This window comes from Gordonia sp. SID5947 (assembly GCF_009862785.1).
Lineage (GTDB): Bacteria > Actinomycetota > Actinomycetes > Mycobacteriales > Mycobacteriaceae > Gordonia.
Genome location: NZ_WWHU01000001.1, coordinates 3946147 through 3967037, shown reverse-complemented (window position 1 = coordinate 3967037; position 20891 = coordinate 3946147). Strand labels below are relative to the sequence as shown.

Here is a 20891-nt window from a genome sequence, read left to right as displayed (position 1 = left end):
GAGGCACCGAGATGCGCGCCACTCGATGTTCACTCAGGTCACAGACAGTGGTTCCGTCGGTCGAGTATATTTCTCGCTTCGTGCCGAAACGATGGTGGTAAGTAGTGGTCATCCCGTCTCAATTCCTGCTGTCGTCGCAGGCCAGCGATCCGCGCACGTTGTGTGACGTGCTGGATCGAACCGCCGAGAGATTCCCGGACGCGCCTGCCGTCGACGACGGTGAGATGGCTCTCACATACTCCCAGCTCCTCGCGGTCGTCCGGCGCGGCGCCGCCCGACTGAATGCCGCGGGCGTCCGGCGGGGCGGGCGTGTCGGCGTGCGCATGCCGTCGGGGAGCCGCGACCTCTACGTCACCATCCTGGCCACGTTGTATGCGGGTGCGGCCTATGTCCCCGTCGACGCCGACGATCCCGACGAGCGCGCGGACCTGGTGTTCGGCGAGGCCCAGGTCGATGTGATCGTCGGGGCTTCGGGAATCCAGGCGCTCGATGTGGCGGCGGACGCCCGTGTCGAGCCGTCACCTCGCGCGTCGCGGCCCACCGTCGACGACGACGCATGGATCATCTTCACCTCCGGCTCCACCGGCACACCCAAGGGCGTCGCGGTGAGGCATCGCAATGCCGCCGCTTTTGTCGACGCCGAGGCGCGCATGTTCCTCGTCGACGAACCGCTGGGTCCCGGCGACCGGGTGCTGGCCGGGCTGTCGGTCGCCTTCGACGCGTCGTGTGAAGAGATGTGGCTGGCGTGGCGCAACGGCGCCTGCCTGGTCCCCGCACCCCGGTCGCTCGTCCGCAGCGGCATGGACCTCGGGCCGTGGCTCGTCCAGCACGACATCAACGTGGTGTCGACGGTTCCGACGCTGGCATCCCTGTGGCCCCCCGTGGCGCTGGAAGCGGTGCGGTTGTTGATCTTCGGGGGTGAGGCCTGCCCACCGGAACTGGCCGAACGACTCGCCGTCGAGGGCCGGGAGGTGTGGAACACCTACGGTCCCACCGAGGCAACCGTGGTCGCGTGCGCGGCACCGCTCGACGGCGTCGGCCCGGTCCGGATCGGATTGCCGCTTCCCGGTTGGGATCTCGCGGTGGTCGATGCCGACGGACAACCGGTCGCCGAGGGCGCGGTCGGTGAACTGGTGATCGGCGGTGTGGGCCTCGCACGGTATCTCGACCCCGCGAAGGACGCCGAAAAGTACGCCCCCATGCCGACTCTGGGCTGGGAACGCGCCTATCGCAGCGGTGACCTGGTGCGCCTCGATCCGGCCGGCCTCCTCTTCATGGGCCGCGCCGACGATCAGGTCAAGGTCGGCGGCCGGCGCATCGAGCTCGGCGAGATCGACAATGCGTTGCAACAACTCCCGGGCGTCAGCGGCGCGGCAGCGGCGGTCCGGAAGACGGCGGCGGGCAACAGTCTGTTGGTCGGCTACCTGGTCTCCCCGCATCCGGACTTCGACGTGGCCTCCGCCCACGCCACACTCGCCGCCCAGCTACCGGCACCCATGGTGCCGCGTCTCGCACTGGTCGCCGAGCTGCCGACCCGTACATCGGGCAAGGTGGACCGCAACGCCCTCCCGTGGCCGCTACCCGGGGCCGAGTCGATCGGTGACGCCGACGAGGAACTCACCGAGACCGAGGAATGGGTCGCGAAGTGCTGGGCCGATGTACTCGGCGTGGTGGTGAACAATCCGCAGGCCGATTTCTTCACCGAGGGCGGCGGATCGCTGGCGGCCGCCCAGCTGGTCACGGCGCTGCGGACCCGCTACCCCGACATCACCGTGGCCGACCTCTACGACCATCCGCGTCTCGGTTCGCTTGCCGAGATGCTCGACGGACGCCGGCCGTCGACCGTCATCACGCCACGCGACGTCACGCCGACCCCACGACGGACCGGGCTCGCCCAGATCGCCCTGTCGATACCGCTGACCACCCTCACCGGCCTGCAGTGGGCGACGTGGCTGGGCGTGGCGAACAACATCGCCGCCGAGGTGGTCGACCGCACCGACCGCTACGTGCCGTGGATGGTCCAGGTGAACTGGTGGGTGCTGCTGGTGGCATTCCTGCTGTTCATCACCCCGCCCGGCCGTATGGTGATCGCCGCGACGGGCGCTCGCCTGTTGCTGGCCGGGGTCACCCCGGGCACCTACCCGCGCGGCGGCGGCGCGCACCTACGGCTGTGGGTCGCCGAGCGACTGCTCGAGGCGAGCGGCGCGTCGAATCTGTCGGGTGCGCCCTGGATGATCTATCTGGCCCGCGCTCTCGGGGCGAAGATCGGTCGCGGCGTCGACATGCACACCATTCCGCCGGTGACCGGCTTCCTCACCATCGGCGATGGCGCATCGGTCGAGCCCGAGGTGGATCTGACCGGATGGTGGATCGACGGTGACGTCGTGCACATCGGGGAGATCGTGATCAAACGTGGCGCGTCGGTCGGCGCGCGGTCGACGCTGTTGCCCGGCGCGGTGGTCGGCCGCGACGCCGAGGTCGCGCCCGGCTCGGCGGTCCGCGGTCGGGTGAAGGCCGGCCAGCACTGGGCGGGCTCGCCGGCGGTGAAGGTCCGCAAGGCCGAACATCCGTGGCCCGAACACCGGCCCCCGCGTGGCAGCGCGTGGGTCTCCATCTACGGGGTGTCGTCGTTGGTGCTGGCCGCCATCCCGCTGATCGCGTTGGCCGCCGGACTCGCGGTGATGGGCTCCTGGGCCATCCACGCCGACCGCTTGCGTGGCGTGGGACAGCGCTGCCTGATCTTGCTGCCGGCGGCCACCGTGACCAGCCTTCTGGTCTTCGCGGTGGTCACCGCCGTGCTGGTCCGGCTGCTGTCGATCGGGATGACCAAGGGCTATCACCCCGTGCGCTCGCGCGTCGGCTGGCAGGTCTGGATGACCGAGCGCCTCCTCGACGCCGCGCGCACCTACCTGTTCCCGCTGTACGCGAGCCTGTTGACGCCGTGGTGGTTCCGCCTCCTCGGCGTCAAGGTCGGGACGGGCACCGAGATCTCGACGGCGCTGGTGCTGCCCAAGTTCACCACCATCGGCGACGGGGCGTTCCTCGCCGACGACACCATGGTGGCCTCCTATGAGCTCGGCGGCGGCTGGATGCACATCGACGAGGCCAAGATCGGGAAACGATCGTTCCTGGGCAACTCGGGGATGACCGGGCCCGGCCGCAAGGTGCCGAAGAACAGCCTCGTCGCGGTGCTCTCGGCCACGCCGGACCGCGCAAAGTCGGGGTCGAGCTGGCTGGGCAGTCCCCCGGTTCGGCTGCGACGCACGGCGGCCTCCTCCGACACCTCGCGCACGTTCGATCCGTCGACCCGGCTCAAGTTCGCCCGGGCGGTGGTCGAGACGTTGCGGATCATCCCGCTGATGGTGTCGTTCGGCCTCGGCCTGTTCATGTTGCTCGGTCTGCAGTACATCGCCCAGCACACCCACTACTGGGTGGCGGCCCTCGTGAGCGGACTACTGCTGCTGGTGGCCGGCGCTGCGGCGTGCTGCATCGCGGCAGCGGCGAAGTGGCTGGTCGTCGGCCGTATCCGAGTGTCCGAGCACCCACTGTGGAGTTCGTTCGTCTGGCGCAACGAACTCTCGGATGCCTTTGTCGAGACGGTCGCGGCCCCCTGGTTCGCCAACGCCGCCACCGGAACACCCATCCTCAACCTGTGGTTGCGCATGCTGGGCGCCCGGATCGGCAGAGGGGTCTGGTGCGAGACGTACTGGCTGCCCGAAGCGGATCTCGTGACGCTCGGCGACGGCGCCACGGTGCAGCGAGGCTGTGTCGTGCAGACTCATCTGTTCCACGATCGGGTGATGGCCATCGACCGGGTCACCCTCGAGGCCGGCTCCACGCTGGGCCCGCACTGCGTCGCGTTGCCGGCTGCCGGCCTCGGCGAGGCCGCCACCGTCGGCCCCGCATCACTCGTGATGCGGGGCGACGTGGTGCCGGCGCATACCCGCTGGCAGGGAAACCCGATCGCGCCGTGGAACGGTTGAGCGGCCGCGCCCGGGACGATCAGTCGACGACGGCGGTCCGGCGACGACGCCGGAACACGTAGTGATCGGCTGCGGCACCACCCGACTGGGCGAAGCCGACCGCGAGCAGTCCGCCGATCAGCGCGAGCGGGAGCTCGTACCCGCCGTCGTTGTTCCAGAATCCGTGATCCCAATGCGCGTAGGCGATCGCGCCGATCATGTCCGCGATCAACAGGATCGACACCAGCGGCAGCAACAGTCCCAGGATGAGCAGGATGCCGCCGATGAATTCGACCCACGTCGCGTACTGCGCGGCGAGGTCAGGAGCCGGGACACCCATCGCGTCGAAGCTCTTCTCCACATTGCTGATTCCGTTCGTGTGGAGCTTCTGCCAGCCATGCATGATGAAGATGTAGCCGAGAATCAGCCGTGCCAAGAAGAACGTCACACTGCGTACGCCGAACATGGTCTTCCTTTCGTCCCGACCCAGATAACCGGACTGTAGTCCGGTTCGGATCCTCACTTTCTCACGAGCGCCACTGCCGCGTGTACCTCGGGTGCGGCAGGTAACCTAAGTGTCCGCGACGGCTCACCGCCGCCGTGGGACATACGCGCCGCAACCCGTACCTCTGCGGCGCATCCATCCATCGGATCATCTCAGGTGAACGTGTGCCCGGGGTGCGTATCGGTCAGGCAGGAGCGTCAGTGCCGGGTAAGTCGAGCAGAGGCCTGCGACAACCCCTCCTCGGCGCTCCACTCGATGGCCTCGACCCCTACCTGCCCGACAACGGGAACCTCGGCTACCGGATCTCCCGCTACGACCTCGAACTCGAGTACAAGGTGTCGCCGAACCGGCTCGCCGGCACCGCGACACTGACCGCGACGTCGTTCATCCAGCTACGCAGGTTCACCCTCGACCTCGCGTCGTCGATGTCGGTGTCACGGGTCACGATCGACGGCAAGCGTGCGCGCCACAGCCACCGGAACCGAAAGCTGGCCATCACACCCGAGGCTCCGATCCCTCCGGGCGGCGCACTCACCATCGTCATCCGGTACTCCGGGTCGCCACGACCCATCCGCGGACCGTGGGGCGAGGTCGGGTGGGAAGAACTGACCGACGGCGCGCTCTGCGCCAACCAGCCCAACGGCGCCGGGTCGTGGTTCCCCTGCGACGACCATCCCGGCGCCAAGGCCCCATTCCGGATCTCCATCACCACCGACAGTCCCTACTACGCGCTCGCCAACGGCGTGCTCGAGTCCAAGCGCACGCGTGCGGCGCAGACGACCTGGGTCTATCAACAGGTGGAGCCGATGTCGACGTACCTCGCGTCCGTCCAGATCGGGATGTACAAGAAGAAGACACTGGCCACCAAACCCGTTCCGGTCGAAGCGATCCTCCCGCATCGACTGATGCACAACCTCGACATCGACTTCGGCCGCCAGACCGAGATGGTCGAGGCGTTCGTCGAGATGTTCGGCCCCTACCCGTTCCCCGCCTACACCGTCGTGATCACCGACGACGAGTTGGACATCCCCATCGAGGCGCAGAGCTTCTCCATCTTCGGCGCCAACCATTGCGACGGCACCCGTCATGCCGAACGACTCGTCGCGCACGAGCTGGCGCATCAGTGGTTCGGGAACTCGGTGACACTGTCCCGGTGGCGCGACATCTGGCTGCACGAGGGATTCGCCTGCTACGCCGAGTGGCTCTGGAGCCAGCATTCCGGCGGCCGGAGCGCCGCCGAGTGGGCGCGGGTCTACTACGACAAGCTCGCCGAACACCCTGTCCGCGCGACGCTCACCGACCCCGGGCCGCGCCGGATGTTCGACGACTGGGTCTACAAACGCGGCGCACTGACCTTGCACGCGTTGCGCCTGAGTATCGGCGACGGGAACTTCTTCGCGCTGTTGCGTCGATGGACCGACAAGTATCGGTACGGGTCGGCGACCACCGAGGACTTCATCGCGCTGGCGGCGAACTACTCGACGATGTCGCTCGGCCCGCTCTGGGACGACTGGCTGTTCACCGCCGCGCTGCCGGCCTTTCCCGGGCCGTCCTGAAACCGGTCAGATCGGTGGATCTCCCATGTCCGACGACGTAGACCAGGGGCCGGTCCGTGGCACCATCGGGCGCGTCACCGTCGCCACACTCATCGCCGCCGCGTCCGGATATCTGGTGTTGCTGCTGGCCGCACGTCATCTCGGTGCCGCGGGTTATGCCGTCTTCGCGGTGTTCTGGGCCGCTTACGGCATGGTCACCGGCACCCAGAACGGCCAGCTCCAGGAGACGACCCGCGCCGTGCGGGCCGCCCTCGACACTCACCGCACGCCCGCCGACCGCCTCCGCGCACGTCCGTGGCTGATCAACACGACGATCGGCCTGGTGCTCGCGGCCCTGGTGGCCGCGACGTCACCGCTGTGGAGCGGTCAGGTCTTCACCGACGAACGCTGGCTGTCGGTACTGCTGCTCTCGGTCGGCGTGGCGTCGTTCGCGGTCTACGCACATCTCGCGGGCGCGCTGTCGGGAGCGCTGGCCTGGGGTCCGTTCGCGGTCCTGCTCTCCGTCGACGCACTGATCCGGTTGGTCGGGGCGGTCGTCGCGGTGGCCCTCGACGGTGAGGTGACGGCATTTCTGGTGATCACGGTGATCGGATCGGTGTCGTGGATGGCCGTCCTGCTCACGTCGAGTGAGGCACGGGCCGCGGTCGGTCTGCACGGCGACGTCACGCCCCGGCACTTCACCGGCAACACGGTGACCGCGATGGCCGCGGCCGCCGCGAGCGCGGTGCTGGTGATGGGCTTCCCGGTACTGATCAACGCCACCGGCGGGGACGACGCCGACACCGCGACCGTGGGGGCGGTGGTGCTGGCCGTGACACTCACCCGGGCACCGCTCCTGGTGCCGCTGAACAGCTTCCAGGGCGTGCTCATCACCCGTTTCGTCGACGGCAGGCGCCATCTGATGGTGGCTCTGCGTGCGCCCGTCGCGGTGGTCGCGGCGATCGGCGTGGTGGGTTCGGCGGCCGCATGGCTCGTCGGCCCCTGGCTGCTGACCACCGTGTTCGGGGCCGATTTCCAGCTCGCGGGCGTCACCCTCGCCGCGTTCACGCTCGGTGCCACCGCTCTCGCCCTGCTGACGGTGACCGGGGCCGCCGCGATCGCGGTCGGCTCGCACCGCTGGTACGCCACCGGATGGTGGGTCGCCACGCTGGCGTCGGCCGGTCTACTGCTGGTGCCGCTCGGGGTCGAGGGCCGAGTGGCGATCGCCCTGATCGGCGGACCCATCGTCGGGATGTCGATTCATGGTCTCGCGTTCGCGCGGCGCAGCGCGGCGATGGCCGTCAGTACGCGCGACTGAGCGTGATTCAGCCGCGATGTCGCGTGAAAGCGCGCGGCGCGCGCGGCCCGATGCCAGCCGAGATCGGCGCATCGCCGGGCCTCGACGGCGAAGAACGCGTTCTCCTCGGCAAACCGTCGACCGTCGACAGCCTGCACAGAACTGACCGACGCCTCGTGACGCCGGTAGCGGAACACCACCGTCGGGTCGTGGACCAGCGAACCACCCGTCGCGGCGAGGTCAACCAACAACGCCAGGTCGAGGACGATCTCCAGCCCGGGACGGAAGCCGACGTCCCGAACCGCCGCCGTGCGCCACAGCAACGACGGGAAATAGGTCCAGTTGCCGTGATAGAGGCTGGTGGCCATGGCTTCACCGGTCAGTGTCGTCGCCGCCGCACCGACGGCGGGCTTGGGCGTGAGGAACGCCTTGATCCGGTCGCCGAGCGGACGCACCACATCGTCTCGGTCGTCGATGACCTCCACGCCGGGGGCGATCACCACCGCATCGGGGTGGTCGCGCGCGAGGGCGCGCACGGTGCCGAGGTAATCGGGCAGCATCACGTCGTCGCAGCCCATCACCACGAAATGCTCGGCCTCGACGAGCTCGACGCAGCGTCGGAAATTGCCGTTCACCCCGAGATTCGTCTCATTGCGCAGGTAGTGGACCCGCGGATCAGTGAGTGAGGTCAGCCATTCGCGGGGCTCGGGATCGGGGTAGCAGTCGTCGATCACCACGAGCCGGAGGTCTCCGTCACGCTGGGCCAACACGCTCGTGACGGCCTGCCGGAACTGCGCGACGTCGCCGTAGAAGGGCATCATCACGTCGATCGGCACGCGACCAGACTAGTGCCGGGATGCCCCCACACCTCGGCTAGGGTAACCGACATGGTCTCCGGTTCCACCAGCAATGATGACGTGTGGCTGGTGATACCCGTGTACAACGAGGCGCAGGTGATCCGGAAGGTCGCCTCGGACGCGGCGAAGGTCTTCCCCAACATCGTCTGTGTCGATGACGGCAGCACCGACAACTCCGCCGCCGAGATCGCCTCGGCCGGCGTCCGTCTGGTGCGGCACCCGGTCAACCTCGGCCAAGGGGCGGCCATCCAGACCGGCGTCGAGTACGCACGCGCCCAGCCGGGGGCACGCTTCTTCGTCACCTTCGACGCCGACGGCCAGCATCGCGTCGACGATGTGGTCGCGATGGTCGAGCGACTCCGCACCGAACCGGTGGACATCGTGGTCGGCACCCGGTTCGCCGAGGGGCGGAGTGAGTCGGTACCGATGATTCGTCGAATGGCCTTGCGCACCATCGTATTTCTCAGTCCGCGCACTCGGCGACTGGGACTCACCGACGCGCACAACGGATTGCGCGCCTTCAACAAGACGGTGGCCGACCAGCTCGACCTCATCATGAACGGCATGAGCCACGCGTCGGAGTTCGTCGCGCTCATCGACCATCACCAATGGCGCGTCACCGAACAACCGGTGACGATTCTGTACACCGACTATTCCCGGGCGAAGGGACAGTCGTTGATCAACGGCGTGAACATCGTCGCCGACGGCCTGCTGCACACCCGGATGAGGAAGTGAGCGCGATGATCTGGTTGCAGATCGTGACCATCGTGGGGATCGTGGCACTGGTCACGTTCTTCATCGTCAATCGCGGCACGGCGCGATCGTCGGCGGGAGTGAAGATCCTGTTCGTCGCGTTCGTGGTGTTCGGGGTGTACGCGATGTTGCGCCAGGACGACGTGACCTGGATGGCCAATCAGATCGGCATCCAGCGCGGACTGGACCTGGTCTTGTTCTTGCTGGTGATCGCATTCGCGTTCACCACGGTGTCGACCTATCTGAAGTTCCGTGAGATCGAGATCAAGTATGCGAGGCTCGCGCGAGCGATTGCGCTTCAGAACTCGGAGAACCAGAAGGAAACGTGATGGCGGGAGCGGGGCGGTCTCGACGCCTGCCGCCGATCGGTCAGCCGTCGGCCAACGACCTCAGGTAGGCCGTGACATCGGCGTACTCGGGCAGCAGTCCGCTCTCCCGCGCATCCGAGAGTCCCGGCGCAGCGGTGTCCTTCGCCGACAGTTCGTAGTCGAGCGGCGTGCCGTCACGGGCGGTGGTCGGCCACGTGATGGCGAGTTCCGGGTCGAGCGGATTGATGCCGTGCTCAGCGGTCGGGTTGTATCCGGTCGAGCACAGGTAGGTGACCGTCGAGCCGTCGGCCAGCGAACAGAAGGCGTGGCCCAGCCCCTCGGAGAGATAGACCGCGCGGCGGTCCACATCGTCGAGCAGCACGGTGTCGTAGGTCCCGAAAGTCGGTGAGCCGACCCGGATGTCGACGATGACGTCGAGGATCGCGCCGGACGGACAGGTCACGTACTTCGCCTGCCCCGGCGGGACGTCGGCGAAGTGGACGCCCCTCAGCACCCCCGCCGCCGATACCGACAGGTTCACCTGAGCGAGATCGAGCCGATGGCCGACCACCTCTTCGAGCAAGTCGCCCTTGAACACCTCCGCGAACAGTCCGCGCGCATCACCGTGCTGGACTGGTGTGAGTTCCCACGCGCCGTCGATGGCCAGCGGCCGCACCTTCATTCAGAATCCCTTTCCACGCTCGAGCAGCTCGAGAAGATAGGCACCGTAACCCGATTTGCGAAGTTTTTCCCCCGGGAACGCAGATCGTCGTCGCCGATGAATCCTCTGCGCCAGGCGATCTCCTCGGGCACCGCGATCTTGAGGCCCTGACGCTGCTCGACGGTGCGGACGAAGTTGCCCGCATCCAGCAGCGAGTCAAAGGTCCCGGTGTCGAGCCACGCGGTACCGCGTGGCAGCACCTTCACCGCGAGCTTCCCTCGATCGAGGTAGTTCGCATTCACATCGGTGATCTCGTATTCCCCACGAGCACTGGGCTTCAGGTTGCGGGCGATCTCCACGACATCGTTGTCGTAGAAGTAGAGGCCAGGCACCGCATAGTTGGAACGCGGATGCTCCGGCTTCTCCTGAAGGGCGACGGCCTGGCCGTCGCCGTCGAAATCGACGACGCCGTAGGCGGACGGATCGGCCACCCAGTAGGCGAAAATCGCTCCGCCGTCGACATTCTCGAATCCCTGCAACCGACTGCCGAGCCCTGGTCCGTAGAAGATGTTGTCGCCCAACACGAGCGCAACCGAGTCGTTGCCGATGTGATCGGCGCCGAGGACGAAGGCCTGCGCCAGTCCGTCGGGTGACGGCTGGGTGACGTAACTGATGGAGATGCCGAACTGCTCCCCGTTGCCGAGGAGGCCGCGGAACGCGTCACTGTCCTGCGGCGTGGTGATGATGAGGATGTCGCGGATGCCCGCCAGCATCAGGGTCGAGAGCGGGTAGTAGATCATCGGTTTGTCGTACACAGGCACCAGCTGCTTGCTGACCCCCTGCGTGATCGGGTGCAGACGGGACCCGGTGCCGCCGGCGAGAATGATTCCGCGCATGGCTCACAGCCTAGGCGACGGTAGGGTGAGCGGCGTCAATGCGAAAGGGGTACGGGTTATGCGCGTTCTGGTCACCGGGGGCGCCGGGTTCATCGGCGCGAACTTCGTGCTGCGTACCCTCCGTCAGCGTCCCGACGTCGAGATCACCGTGCTCGACAAGCTGACCTACGCCGCGAACCCGGCCACCCTGCAGGCGGTCTCCGATCGCATCGACCTGGTCAAGGGTGACATCGCCGACACCGACCTGGTGGACCAACTGGTGGCCGCCACCGACCTCGTGGTGCATTTCGCCGCCGAATCCCACAACGACAATTCGCTGGCCGACCCATCCGCGTTCGTGCAGACCAACCTCGTCGGCACCTACAGCCTGCTCGAGGCGGTGCGCCGCCACGGTGTGCGCTATCACCACATCAGCACCGACGAGGTCTACGGCGATCTCGACCTCGACGATCCGGTCCGCTTCACCGAGTCGACCGCGTACAACCCGTCGAGCCCGTACAGCTCCACCAAGGCCGGCAGCGACCTGCTGGTGCGTGCCTGGGTTCGGTCCTTCGGGCTGGCCGCGACCATCTCCAACTGCTCGAACAACTACGGCCCGTACCAACACATCGAGAAGTTCATCCCCCGCCAGATCACCAACGTGCTCTCGGGAGTGCGACCCAAGCTCTACGGCGACGGGCTCAACGTGCGGGACTGGATTCACGTCGACGACCACAACGACGCGGTCTGGGCCATCATCGAGAAGGGTCAGATCGGCGAGACCTATCTGATCGGCGCCGACGGCGAGGTGAACAACCGCACCGTCGTGGAAACCGTCCTGGAACTGCTCGGGCAACCCGCCGACGCGTTCGACTTCGTCACCGATCGCCCCGGTCACGACCGCCGCTACGCGATCGACTCGACCCGCCTGCGCACCGAACTCGATTGGCGCCCACAGTATGTGGACTTCCGGTCGGGGCTCTCGGCGACCATCGACTGGTACCGCGACAACGCCGACTGGTGGCAACCGAACAAGCAAGCGGTCGAACAGGGTTACGCCGCGACGGAGAAGGTCATCGGCTGAGGCCCCGCAACCTGCCGATCGAGTAGATCGCCCCTCGCCGATCGAGTAGATGCCGAGCGGAGCGAGGCGTCGTATCGAGATCACCCCCACAGCACACAGCGGCCACCCGGCAACCTCTCAGCTGCGCCGCATACGGTGGTGATCATGCGCGTACTCGTCAGCGGCGGCGCCGGCTACATCGGCTCGCACACGGTCATCCGTCTCGTCGAGGCCGGCCACGATGTGGTCGTCGTCGACGATTTCAGCAACGCCAAGCCGACGGTGATCGGCAGGCTCGAAGCCCTCACCGGCACCTCCATCCCGGTCCACTCCTTCGACCTCACCGACGTCGACAAGACCGAGCACCTGTTCGCTCATGAGCCGATCGACGCGGTGGTCCATTTCGCCGGATTCAAAGCCGTCGGCGAGTCGGTTGCCAAGCCGCTCGACTACTACCAGAACAATCTCGACAGCACGTTCTCGCTGCTACGCGCCATGCGGCGGCACGACGTGCGGACGCTGGTGTTCTCGTCGTCGGCCACCGTGTACGGCGCCGAACCGCAGCTCCCGATGACCGAGGATCTGCCGACGTCGGCAACCAATCCGTACGGCTGGACCAAGGTCATGATCGAGCAGGTCCTCACCGATGTGGCCGCGAGCGACGATCGGTGGCGGATCGCCGCGCTGCGCTACTTCAACCCGGTCGGCGCGCATGCCAGCGGCGACATCGGCGAGGATCCGAGCGGCATCCCGAACAATCTGATGCCGTTCGTCGCCCAGGTCGCCGTGGGACGCCGGGAGAAGTTGTCGGTGTTCGGCGACGACTACGACACCCCCGACGGCACCGGTGTGCGCGACTACATCCACGTCGACGACCTCGCCGCCGGACATGTCGCCGCGCTGGATCGCATCAGCGTGGGCACCGCCCCGATGTCGGTCTGGAATCTCGGTACCGGACAGGGTGTTTCGGTCCTCGAAGTCATCAAGGCATTCGAACGGGCGAGCGGAAGGCCGATCCCCTACGAGATCGCCCCCCGCCGTGCCGGTGACATCGCGGCGTCGTATGCCGACCCGGCGAAGGCCAACGCCGAACTCGGGTGGTACGCCACCAAGACCATCGACGACATGTGCGCCGACACCTGGCGCTGGCAGTCGAAGAACCCGACCGGCTATCCGGACGCCTGACCGGGGGCTGTGAAGACCGAGTCGTTCACCCGGTAGATCGTCACGTTGCCGCGCCGGAAGACGGGCGTCAGCCCCGGCGCACCGCGCTCCCGTAACGCCAGGAACGGGTCGCCCTGCACCCCGTGTTCCGGGTCCGGCACACCGTTCTGGAACGGCCAGTAGCTGGACGGGCTGTCGATCAGGTAGTGCACGTTCATGTCTCGCACGATCTGGTCGATGTGCGGGTCGGCACCGATCTGGCTCACGCCCCAGTACAGGTCGCGCTGCCGCTGCGAGAAGTCGTTGGCCCGGTAGAACGGGAACATCGGCGTGACACCGGTGACCGGATAGATCCAGCCGGTGCCCTGGTCCAGATTGTTCATCACCAGTGTGTCGCGAACCCCGGGTTGCTGTTCGAGCCAGTGATACGCGACGAGGTCGTCTGGTCCGACGTACTTGCCGTCACGCTGCTTCGACGCGATCTGCGCGTCCGACGGGTATCGCCAGACACCGGCCCCGGCGACCACCAGCAACAGCACCAGCACCGCGGTCGGCGCCACCCATCGGGCCGACCGCGGTCGCACCGGCGCTGGTTCGGGAGAGACCCGCCGCGCCACCAGGTGCGCGACACCAAGTGCCATCGCACCCAGTGCGATCCCGGCCGCGGCCGCCGACAGCATCGCGACCACGAACGTCAGTCGGTGCGGTGAGTTGTAGAAGTAGCCGCCGACGGCACCGAGTGGATACGTCAACGGTCCCAGTGCGACAACTGAGTTGGCGGTCACGAGGACGAAGACCAGCCACGCGGCGAGGCCTGCCCAGCACCGCATCCACACCAGTACACCGAGCCCGATCAGGGTCAGGATGATCAGGCCCCAGATCGGGTAGTGGTCCTGCAACGGGATGGTGCCGTTGAACGCCGCCTGACCGAGCGCGTTCAGCACACTGACCGATTCCTCGCGGAAATCGAAGAAGGGCAGTTCGTTGGTGTCGGACACCTTGATGGTCCCGGCCACCACGGGGGCGATACCCACCAATGTCACCAGGCCGACCACCACCAGGGTCGTGAGGTCACGCAGACGCCCATGGGCCGGCCGCCACAATCCTTCGCACAGCCACCACAGGGCGACGATCACCACCGCCAGGATGAGGCCTGACGGATGCGTCGCGGAGACACCTGCAAGGGCGAGGGCGGCCGGCAGCACGCGTCGACGATCGCGCACCGCGCCGATGATCAAGATCGCCGCGATCGGCGCCATCGACACCCCAACCGCATTCGGCACCGACGTCAGCTGGATCTCGACATACGGCAGCGACGGGAAGAGCGCCGACACCGCCGCCGCGGTGCCGGCGAGCACCGCCGACCGGTTCGTGTCGAAGCGATGGCGGGCCATCCAGTACGCGAGGGACGCGACACCGAACGGCACCGTGATGGCCAGCGCCGCGGGCGAATAGGTGTTGTAGAGCTCGACCGGGTCCGCACCGGTCAGCGGGAACAGCACGGCGCCGAGGGCATGCCACGTGTTGGGGTAATAGTTGAATCCGTGGGTGTCGTAGTTCATCAACTCGCCCATGCGCAGCGCCGAGCCGACACCGGTCTCGTGAATCCACCGCAGCGAACTGGCGTGCCACAGCGAGTCCCACACCTGTGAGATGTTGCCCAGCCCGCAAACGCGGTCTTGACCAGCGGCCGGATGCAGGTGATAGCGATGATCGCCCCGCCGATCGCGGCACCACCGACCAACGGCAGGGCGGCGCGCCGCGTCAGTGGCGGGTCGTCGTCGGCCACCTCCGGTGCCAGATCACGAAGTCGTCGAGTCCGCAGAAGCGCCGCATACGCCCATCCGATGAGCAGCGTGATCACGAATGCGACCAGGGCGGTCACCGCGTTCCACTCGAACCCGATGGCCGAGTACAGCACGGTGAAGAGACTCACGATCGCGAAGGTGATGGGCGGTCCGGCCGCGATCGCCACCGGCCACGGCAATGTCATCCGGCGGCCGACCAGCGCGCCGGGCACCACCAGCACAAGCGCCGTCACCACGGTCACCCACGCGCCCAGCAACATCGCCCGCACCCTCCCACGCCCTGAAGAACCACGATGAGGTTACCGGTCACCACACGACCGGTGTCCGAGCGGATCAGGTCGTCGCGGAGGTGTCGCGCGGGTCGACGGCCCTGTCGGCGCGGTGCGCGAGCGCGACGGTCGCCAGGCAGACGGACGCCGCCGCCACGCCGACGCCGAACATCATCGGGTAGGTGATCGAGGCCCATGTCTGCGACGTCCACGCGAGGACCGCAGGCACCGCGAAGCCGAGATAGGTCACCCCGTAGAACACCGCCGAGAGACCCGCGAGGTTGCCGGGACCGGCGATCCGCTGGACCTCGAGCAGACCGGAGATCATCGCCATGCCGTACCCACAGCCGAGCACTGCGGCGGCCAGCAGCGACAGCCAGATCGTCAGCATCGCCGCCGCGGCCGCTGCCAGGGCCATCCCGAGGGCCAGCACGACCAGGGCGAGAACCACGCCGCGCACCCCGTGCGGGTCGTCGATGCGGCGACCGACGGACTGGATACCGAAACCGGCGGCGAGCCCCAGCACGCAGCACAGTGCCGCGAAGGCGATCGGCGCGCCAGAGGTGTGCGCGGTCATCAGGGCCGGGATCACCGCATACGCCGACGCGCAGGCACCGAACACCCAGGGGGCGACCGGCAGCACGACGAGCAGGAACCGACGTTGAGCGATACCGGAGATCTTCAGGTCGTCGAGCAGCCGCCCCGGACATTCCTGCCGGGAGCGGGTCTCCGGGCTGCCCGTCATCCACACCAGGGCTGCGACGGCGACCGCGATGTTGACCGCGTACGGCGTGACCGTCGGCCAGGGACCCCACTGGGCCAGCACACCGGCCAGCCCGGCGCCCACCCCGAACCCTGCCGTGAGACTCATCGCGGCTCGTCGCGCGCCGGCCGGGGCACCCGATCCGTCGCGGGCGCTGATCTCGGCGATCCAACTGCCGCCGACCGCCATCGACAGACCGAGCGCCACACCGCTGGCCACCCTTCCGACACTCAGCAGGGCGAACGAGTGTGGGCCGAGTGCCAGCAGCAGAGAGCCCAGCGCGGCGAAGATCGGTGCCGGCAGCATCAACGGCCGACGCCCGAACCGGTCCGACAAGGGGCCGCCGATCACCAGGGCCGGCACGATCCCGAGCACATACGTGAAGAGCAAGCTGTCCACCGCGACGTCGGACAGGCCACCGTTCTGGCGGTACATCACCAACAGCGGCGTGAACTCGTTGCCGCCCCATGCGGCGGCGAACACCGATGCGGAGACGGGCATCCAGCGACGCGGCGTCAGTGCCGTCGCGGTGTCCTCGCGGTCGATGACAGCGACGCTCATGACCTGTCCCCCGGCCGGATGTCGTGGACCCCGGCAAGGTGCGCGCCCAGCGCGGTCTCGAACGCTGCCGCGTCACCGGCCTCGACGGCGTCGAGCAGTTCGCCGTGGTCGGACAGAATCCTGGTGGCGACGGCGATGTCCCGATGCACGCTCGCGGTCGTCATCCGTCGGTGCCGTTCCCCGAGACCGACGAAGAAGTCGGCGAGCAACGGATTGTCGCCGGCGGTGACGATGAGTTGATGGAACTCGGCGTCGAGCCGGGAGAACTCGGCGATGTCGGCCGGGTCCGCCGCACGGTGGGCCGCGAGGTTCTCCGCCAGTCGGCAGGCGAGCGCGCTGCGGACAGCGTCGTCACCGACGACCGACCGCACCGCGTGGCCTTCGAGGAGAGCCCGGGCCTCCACCACATCCCGCGCCTCACGGTCGCCGATGGGCACCACCAGCGCGCCGCGTTTGGGATACAGGCGCATCCATCCCTCGGCTTCCAGACGCAGGAATGCCTCCCGGACCGGAGTGCGGCTGACGGTCCATCGCGAGGCCACCTCCCCCTCGCTGATCAGCTCACCGCCGGCAATCTCGTTTGTGAGAATTTGGCGCTTGACCTCGCGATATACGCGCTCAGCAGCCGATTCAGGGGTAGCACTCAACATAGACACAAGTTGTATCTTATAGTCCCCGTCGATCATTCGGGGGCACCTTGATCCGGCCGTCCACACGGTGGGACACTGAGCGGGTTCCGCGCCCAGGTTGTTGCGTTATCCGGACGCGGCGGTCGCGGCATCTGATGGGGTACGCCCACCCGATGCGGTTGTGACCGACGAGGTTTTCGGGCGCCCCGCCGATGTGGCGCCACCGTCTACCCGCCTCTTCGATGACGCGGGTTACGCAGGAGGAACAGTGGCCAGCACGGCAGACAACGTCCCGACCGACCGGCAGACCCGAGCAGCATTCAACGAGCCGTCGATCGACGATTTGCCCATCACCGACGAAGAGATCTTCATGGCGCACGTCGGCGGCAAACTCTCGGTGGAGTTGCGCTCGCCGATCGACACCCAGCGGGACCTCTCGATCGCCTACACCCCAGGTGTGGCGCAGGTGTCGCGGGCCATCGACGGCGAGACCCATCTCGTGAACAAATACACCTGGACCGACCGGCTCGTCGCCGTCGTCAGCGACGGCTCGGCCGTCCTCGGTCTCGGTGACATCGGCCCGCGCGCGTCGCTGCCGGTGATGGAGGGCAAGTCGGCCCTGTTCCGCACCTTCGCGGGACTCAACTCGATCCCGATCGTGCTCGACACCAAGGACCCCGACGAGATCGTCGAGACCTTGATCCGCCTGCGCCCCAGCTTCGGCGCGGTCAACCTCGAGGACATCTCCGCGCCACGGTGTTTCGAGATCGAACGTCGCGTGATCGAGGCCCTCGACTGCCCGGTCATGCACGACGACCAGCACGGCACTGCCATCGTGGTGCTGGCCGCGCTGAAGGGTGCGATGGCCCAGCAGAAACGCGATCTGCGGGACCTCAAGGTGGTCATCTCCGGCGCGGGGGCGGCCGGTGTCGCGTGCGCCAACATCCTCGGCCATGCCGGCGTGTCCGACGTCGTGGTCCTCGATTCCAAGGGCATCGTCAGCTTCCACCGCGAGGATCTGAACGAGGTCAAGCAGGAACTGGCCGAGCGCACGAATCCGCGCAGCCTCGGAGGCGGCCCCGCCGAGGCGTTGGCCGGAGCGGACGTCTTCCTCGGTGTGTCCGCGGGCAAGATCGACGAAACGCTGATCGCATCGATGGCCGACAACGCCATCGTGTTCGCGCTGTCCAACCCGGACCCGGAGATCCACCCGACGGTCGCCGCGAAGCGTGCCGCGATCGTCGCGACCGGCCGCAGCGACTTCCCGAATCAGATCAACAACGTGCTCGCGTTCCCCGGCGTGTTCGCCGGAGCGCTGGACGCGGGCGCTCGCCGGATCACCGAACGCATGAAACTCGCTGCGGCAGAAGCGATCTTCTCGGTCGCCGCCGACGACATCCGGCCGGACCGAATTGTTCCCAGCCCGCTGGACAATCGGGTCGCACCCGCCGTCGCGGCCGCCGTGGCCGAGGCGGCAAAGGCCGAGGGCGTCGCCTGAGCCGGACCTCCCGGATTTTGTAGCAGTAGTACGCGGTGAGCGCGTACTACTGCTACGAAACCGAAGTCAGTCGCGGTTCTGCCAGGTACAGAGGCAGACCTCGTTGCCCTCTGGGTCGGCCAGAACCCACCATTCGGGGGCGAACTCGTCGGTCACCAGCTGTCCGCCGGCGTCCACGGCGGCGGCGATGCGGTCCTCCACCACGTCGTGTGGCACCCAGAGGTCGACATGCAGCCGATTGCGCTCCGTCCGCGCCTCACCCATCTGCTGGAACCAGATCCCCGGCAGGATGCCGGCGGGGTCGGTGAGGTCGATGTGCGGGTTCTCGGGCTCGTCCCGATAACCGAGCACGGCCTTCCAGAACGGCCGGACGCCGGCGATGTCGAGGGCGTCGACGGCGAGATCGAAACGGGCCGGCGGCGCCGGCAGTGGCTGCAGGTCGAGGTCGGCCGCGATCGCCGAGATCGTGTTCGCGAGTCCCACATCAGCCTCCGTCAGACGGTGTGCACTGTGCGTCGTCAACACGAGATGCACTGAACCATACCGCAATTCGATGTCGGGATGGTGCTGCACAGCTTCCGCGGCATCGATGATCTTCGCGACGAACTCACCGCCCTTCACCATGCCGCCGGTCTTGTACGCGGCACACACGGTGTCGGCGAGCACCCGCCACGGCTCGGAAAGTGCCTCGGTGGCCGCCGCGGCGCTGACAGGGGTTCCGCTGGATCCGGTCATCCTTCGACCCTACGACCGCAACACGATCCTGGGTACCCTGTCGCTGTGCTCCTCCCCGCCCGTACGGCACAAGGCGTGGCAGTCGGCTCCATCGACCTGGCATTCCGTCGATGGAGGGTCCCACGTGTCGCGGTCGGGTCGACGTTCGTCAGCTCGGCCGGTGTCGTCGAGATCATGTCGGTGACACAGATCGTCACCGAGGACATCTCCGATGACGACGCGCGCCGCGCCGGCTTCGAATCGGCGGGGAAGGCCATCGCCAAGCTCCGTGACAACGACGACCCGGTGTTCCGTATCGGCCTGCGGTGGGTGGGGCCCGACCCCGCATCGCGCTTCGGGAGGACGACGCCCTCTCCGACGATGACATCGAGGATCTGTTGACCCGGCTCGCGCGACTCGACGCACGGTCGACCCATGGCCCGTGGACAAGGGCCGTGCTCGACATCATCGCCCGCAGACCGGCGGTGGTGTCCACCGAGCTGGCCACCGAATTGGGCAGGGAAAGAGCAGATTTCAAGTTGGACGTGCGGAAGCTGAAGAAGCTGGGCCTGACCCACAGCCTCGAAGTCGGATACGAACTGTCGCCGCGCGGCCGGGCGTTGCTCGACCGTCTCGGGAGAAGTCCGGTGCGTGATCGGTAGCCGGCGCATAATCGAATCATGTCCAGGCCGCCTCCGGCTCGGCATCTGCTGCGCGCCAAGGACCTGGTCGACGCGCAGTTCGCCGAGCCGTTGACCGTCGACGAGATGGCGTCGGCGGCCGGACTGTCGCGCGCGCACTTCACACGCGCATTTGCCGCCACTTTCGGCGAGTCCCCGCACGCGTACCTCCAGACACGCCGGCTCGAGCGTGCGGCGGCCATGCTGCGCAACACCGACCGGTCGGTGGCCGACATCTGCATGTCGGTCGGTCTCTCCAGCGTCGGCTCGTTCACGACCAGTTTCACTAAGGCTTTCGGCAAGCCGCCCACCGCGTACCGGTCGACGTTCCCACCCGCGAGGGCATATGTCCCGGTGCCGGCGTGCGTGATCCGCGTCTACGGCCGCCCCGCCCCGACGACCCGCGCACCCACAACAGCGCCTCCCGAAGACAGCACACGGGAAGAAGACCACGACGTCGCCGACTCCTAACGTGAGGATCGCCGAGCACACCCCAACGAGATTCCGAGAAGGAACGGTGATCATCATGATGCGCGTTGCCAGAGCACAACTTTGGGTGCACGACCAGGATCAGGCCCTCGATTTCTGGACGCACAAGGTCGGCATGGAGATCCGGCAGGACGTCAGCTTGGCAGAGATGGGCGATTTCCGGTGGCTGACCGTCGGACCGCCGGGACAAGACGACGTCTCGATCGTCCTGATGGCCATCCCGGGCCCGCCGATGATTGACGCCGGAACACACGAGGAGATCGCCACGCTCACGGCCAAGGGATTCGCCGGCACGATCTTTCTCACCACCGACGACTGTCAGGCCTCCTACGAGGCACTCACCGCACGAGGTGTCGAGTTCACGGAGCCCCAGAGCAACGGCCGTACGGGATCGACGCAGGCTTCCGCGATCCGTCGGGAAACAGTGTGCGGCTCACTCAGCTCTCTCCTGATCTGGCCACGGCCTGATCTGCCGCGATGACCGCGGTCGCCGGGGCAGA

Annotated in this window: 15 protein-coding genes and 4 pseudogenes; 11 read left to right on the top strand and 8 right to left on the bottom strand. The window is 67.4% G+C overall.

The genetic code is table 11. The features are described from left to right. Nucleotides 1-104: 104 nt before the first annotated feature. Nucleotides 105-3983, top strand: coding sequence for a Pls/PosA family non-ribosomal peptide synthetase (locus tag GTV32_RS18130; RefSeq protein ID WP_161061496.1), 3879 nt, complete (start codon nucleotides 105-107; stop codon nucleotides 3981-3983). A 19-nt stretch (nucleotides 3984-4002) separates the two neighbouring features. Here GTV32_RS18130 and GTV32_RS18125 read toward each other — a convergent pair whose 3' ends face one another. Then, a complete protein-coding gene (locus tag GTV32_RS18125; RefSeq protein WP_161061495.1) occupies nucleotides 4003-4428 on the bottom strand; it encodes a DoxX family protein in 426 nt (141 codons plus the stop codon). A gap of 239 nt (nucleotides 4429-4667) precedes the next feature. Here GTV32_RS18125 and GTV32_RS18120 point away from each other — a divergent pair, with 239 nt between their 5' ends. Together GTV32_RS18120 and GTV32_RS18115 are read left to right on the top strand one after the other, a co-directional pair. After that, on the top strand, nucleotides 4668-6023 hold the full coding sequence (locus GTV32_RS18120) for a M1 family metallopeptidase (protein ID WP_161061494.1): 1356 nt from the start codon (nucleotides 4668-4670) through the stop codon (nucleotides 6021-6023). Between the two features lie 25 nt (nucleotides 6024-6048). After that, nucleotides 6049-7320, top strand: coding sequence for a polysaccharide biosynthesis protein (locus GTV32_RS18115; RefSeq protein WP_161061493.1), 1272 nt, complete (start codon nucleotides 6049-6051; stop codon nucleotides 7318-7320). Here GTV32_RS18115 and GTV32_RS18110 read toward each other — a convergent pair. Continuing rightward, nucleotides 7263-8135: a glycosyltransferase family 2 protein gene (locus GTV32_RS18110; RefSeq protein ID WP_161061492.1), complete on the bottom strand. Its 873-nt coding sequence runs from the start codon at nucleotides 8133-8135 to the stop codon at nucleotides 7263-7265. The genes GTV32_RS18115 and GTV32_RS18110 overlap by 58 nt on opposite strands. A gap of 51 nt (nucleotides 8136-8186) precedes the next feature. On the opposite strand from GTV32_RS18110, the gene GTV32_RS18105 reads away from it, so the two are divergent. Further along, a complete protein-coding gene (locus GTV32_RS18105) occupies nucleotides 8187-8891 on the top strand; it encodes a glycosyltransferase family 2 protein (protein WP_161061491.1) in 705 nt (234 codons plus the stop codon). 5 nt (nucleotides 8892-8896) lie between these two features. After that, nucleotides 8897-9238, top strand: a complete 342-nt coding sequence (locus tag GTV32_RS18100) for a DUF2304 domain-containing protein (protein WP_161062611.1) — start codon at nucleotides 8897-8899, stop codon at nucleotides 9236-9238. A 40-nt stretch (nucleotides 9239-9278) separates the two neighbouring features. Here GTV32_RS18100 and rfbC read toward each other — a convergent pair whose 3' ends face one another. Together rfbC and rfbA are read right to left on the bottom strand one after the other, a co-directional pair. Beyond that, nucleotides 9279-9899, bottom strand: coding sequence for a dTDP-4-dehydrorhamnose 3,5-epimerase (gene rfbC / locus GTV32_RS18095; protein WP_161061490.1), 621 nt, complete (start codon nucleotides 9897-9899; stop codon nucleotides 9279-9281). Continuing rightward, nucleotides 9900-10774: pseudogene (gene rfbA, locus GTV32_RS18090) on the bottom strand (glucose-1-phosphate thymidylyltransferase RfbA). Between the two features lie 58 nt (nucleotides 10775-10832). Between rfbA and rfbB the strand changes: the two are divergent. Both rfbB and galE read left to right on the top strand, forming a co-directional pair. After that, nucleotides 10833-11837, top strand: coding sequence for a dTDP-glucose 4,6-dehydratase (gene rfbB, locus GTV32_RS18085; protein ID WP_161061489.1), 1005 nt, complete (start codon nucleotides 10833-10835; stop codon nucleotides 11835-11837). 144 nt (nucleotides 11838-11981) lie between these two features. Then, nucleotides 11982-13001 (top strand): UDP-glucose 4-epimerase GalE, encoded by a 1020-nt coding sequence (gene galE, locus GTV32_RS18080; RefSeq protein WP_161061488.1) that lies wholly within the window; start codon nucleotides 11982-11984, stop codon nucleotides 12999-13001. On the opposite strand, the pseudogene GTV32_RS18075 reads toward galE, so the two are convergent. The 3 genes and pseudogenes from GTV32_RS18075 to GTV32_RS18065 form a co-directional block, all read right to left on the bottom strand. Next, a pseudogene (locus tag GTV32_RS18075) lies at nucleotides 12986-15048 on the bottom strand (DUF6541 family protein). The gene galE and the pseudogene GTV32_RS18075 sit on opposite strands and share 16 nt — an antisense overlap. A gap of 73 nt (nucleotides 15049-15121) precedes the next feature. Beyond that, a complete protein-coding gene (locus tag GTV32_RS18070) occupies nucleotides 15122-16321 on the bottom strand; it encodes an MFS transporter (protein ID WP_237421933.1) in 1200 nt (399 codons plus the stop codon). A gap of 56 nt (nucleotides 16322-16377) precedes the next feature. Further along, a complete protein-coding gene (locus GTV32_RS18065) occupies nucleotides 16378-17031 on the bottom strand; it encodes a GntR family transcriptional regulator (RefSeq protein WP_161061486.1) in 654 nt (217 codons plus the stop codon). A gap of 247 nt (nucleotides 17032-17278) precedes the next feature. Between GTV32_RS18065 and GTV32_RS18060 the strand changes: the two genes are divergently transcribed. Then, nucleotides 17279-18508 (top strand): NADP-dependent malic enzyme, encoded by a 1230-nt coding sequence (locus GTV32_RS18060; protein WP_343287374.1) that lies wholly within the window; start codon nucleotides 17279-17281, stop codon nucleotides 18506-18508. Nucleotides 18509-18574: 66 nt separating this feature from the next. Here the strand turns inward: GTV32_RS18060 and GTV32_RS18055 are convergent, their stop codons facing one another. Continuing rightward, nucleotides 18575-19243, bottom strand: a complete 669-nt coding sequence (locus tag GTV32_RS18055; protein ID WP_161061485.1) for a VOC family protein — start codon at nucleotides 19241-19243, stop codon at nucleotides 18575-18577. Nucleotides 19244-19288: 45 nt separating this feature from the next. On the opposite strand from GTV32_RS18055, the pseudogene GTV32_RS18050 reads away from it, so the two are divergent. The 3 genes and pseudogenes from GTV32_RS18050 (at nucleotide 19289) to GTV32_RS18040 (ending at nucleotide 20859) form a co-directional block, all read left to right on the top strand. After that, nucleotides 19289-19884 (top strand): annotated as a pseudogene (locus GTV32_RS18050) (hypothetical protein). Nucleotides 19885-19902: 18 nt separating this feature from the next. Continuing rightward, a complete protein-coding gene (locus GTV32_RS18045) occupies nucleotides 19903-20373 on the top strand; it encodes an AraC family transcriptional regulator (RefSeq protein WP_161061484.1) in 471 nt (156 codons plus the stop codon). Nucleotides 20374-20428: 55 nt separating this feature from the next. Beyond that, a pseudogene (locus GTV32_RS18040) lies at nucleotides 20429-20859 on the top strand (VOC family protein). Nucleotides 20860-20891: the final 32 nt, after the last annotated feature.

Bases quoted from the DNA above. Each gene is read 5' to 3' on its own strand.
- GTV32_RS18125 (WP_161061495.1), bottom strand. From the start codon at position 4,428: ATGTTCGGCGTACGCAGTGTGACGTTCTTCTTGGCACGGCTGATTCTC.
- GTV32_RS18115 (WP_161061493.1), top strand. From the start codon at position 6,049: ATGTCCGACGACGTAGACCAGGGGCCGGTCCGTGGCACCATCGGGCGC.
- GTV32_RS18105 (WP_161061491.1), top strand. From the start codon at position 8,187: ATGGTCTCCGGTTCCACCAGCAATGATGACGTGTGGCTGGTGATACCC.
- GTV32_RS18100 (WP_161062611.1), top strand. From the start codon at position 8,897: ATGATCTGGTTGCAGATCGTGACCATCGTGGGGATCGTGGCACTGGTC.
- rfbC (WP_161061490.1), bottom strand. From the start codon at position 9,899: ATGAAGGTGCGGCCGCTGGCCATCGACGGCGCGTGGGAACTCACACCA.
- rfbB (WP_161061489.1), top strand. From the start codon at position 10,833: ATGCGCGTTCTGGTCACCGGGGGCGCCGGGTTCATCGGCGCGAACTTC.
- galE (WP_161061488.1), top strand. From the start codon at position 11,982: ATGCGCGTACTCGTCAGCGGCGGCGCCGGCTACATCGGCTCGCACACG.
- GTV32_RS18070 (WP_237421933.1), bottom strand. From the start codon at position 16,321: ATGCCCGTCTCCGCATCGGTGTTCGCCGCCGCATGGGGCGGCAACGAG.
- GTV32_RS18065 (WP_161061486.1), bottom strand. From the start codon at position 17,031: ATGTTGAGTGCTACCCCTGAATCGGCTGCTGAGCGCGTATATCGCGAG.
- GTV32_RS18055 (WP_161061485.1), bottom strand. From the start codon at position 19,243: ATGACCGGATCCAGCGGAACCCCTGTCAGCGCCGCGGCGGCCACCGAG.
- GTV32_RS18045 (WP_161061484.1), top strand. From the start codon at position 19,903: ATGTCCAGGCCGCCTCCGGCTCGGCATCTGCTGCGCGCCAAGGACCTG.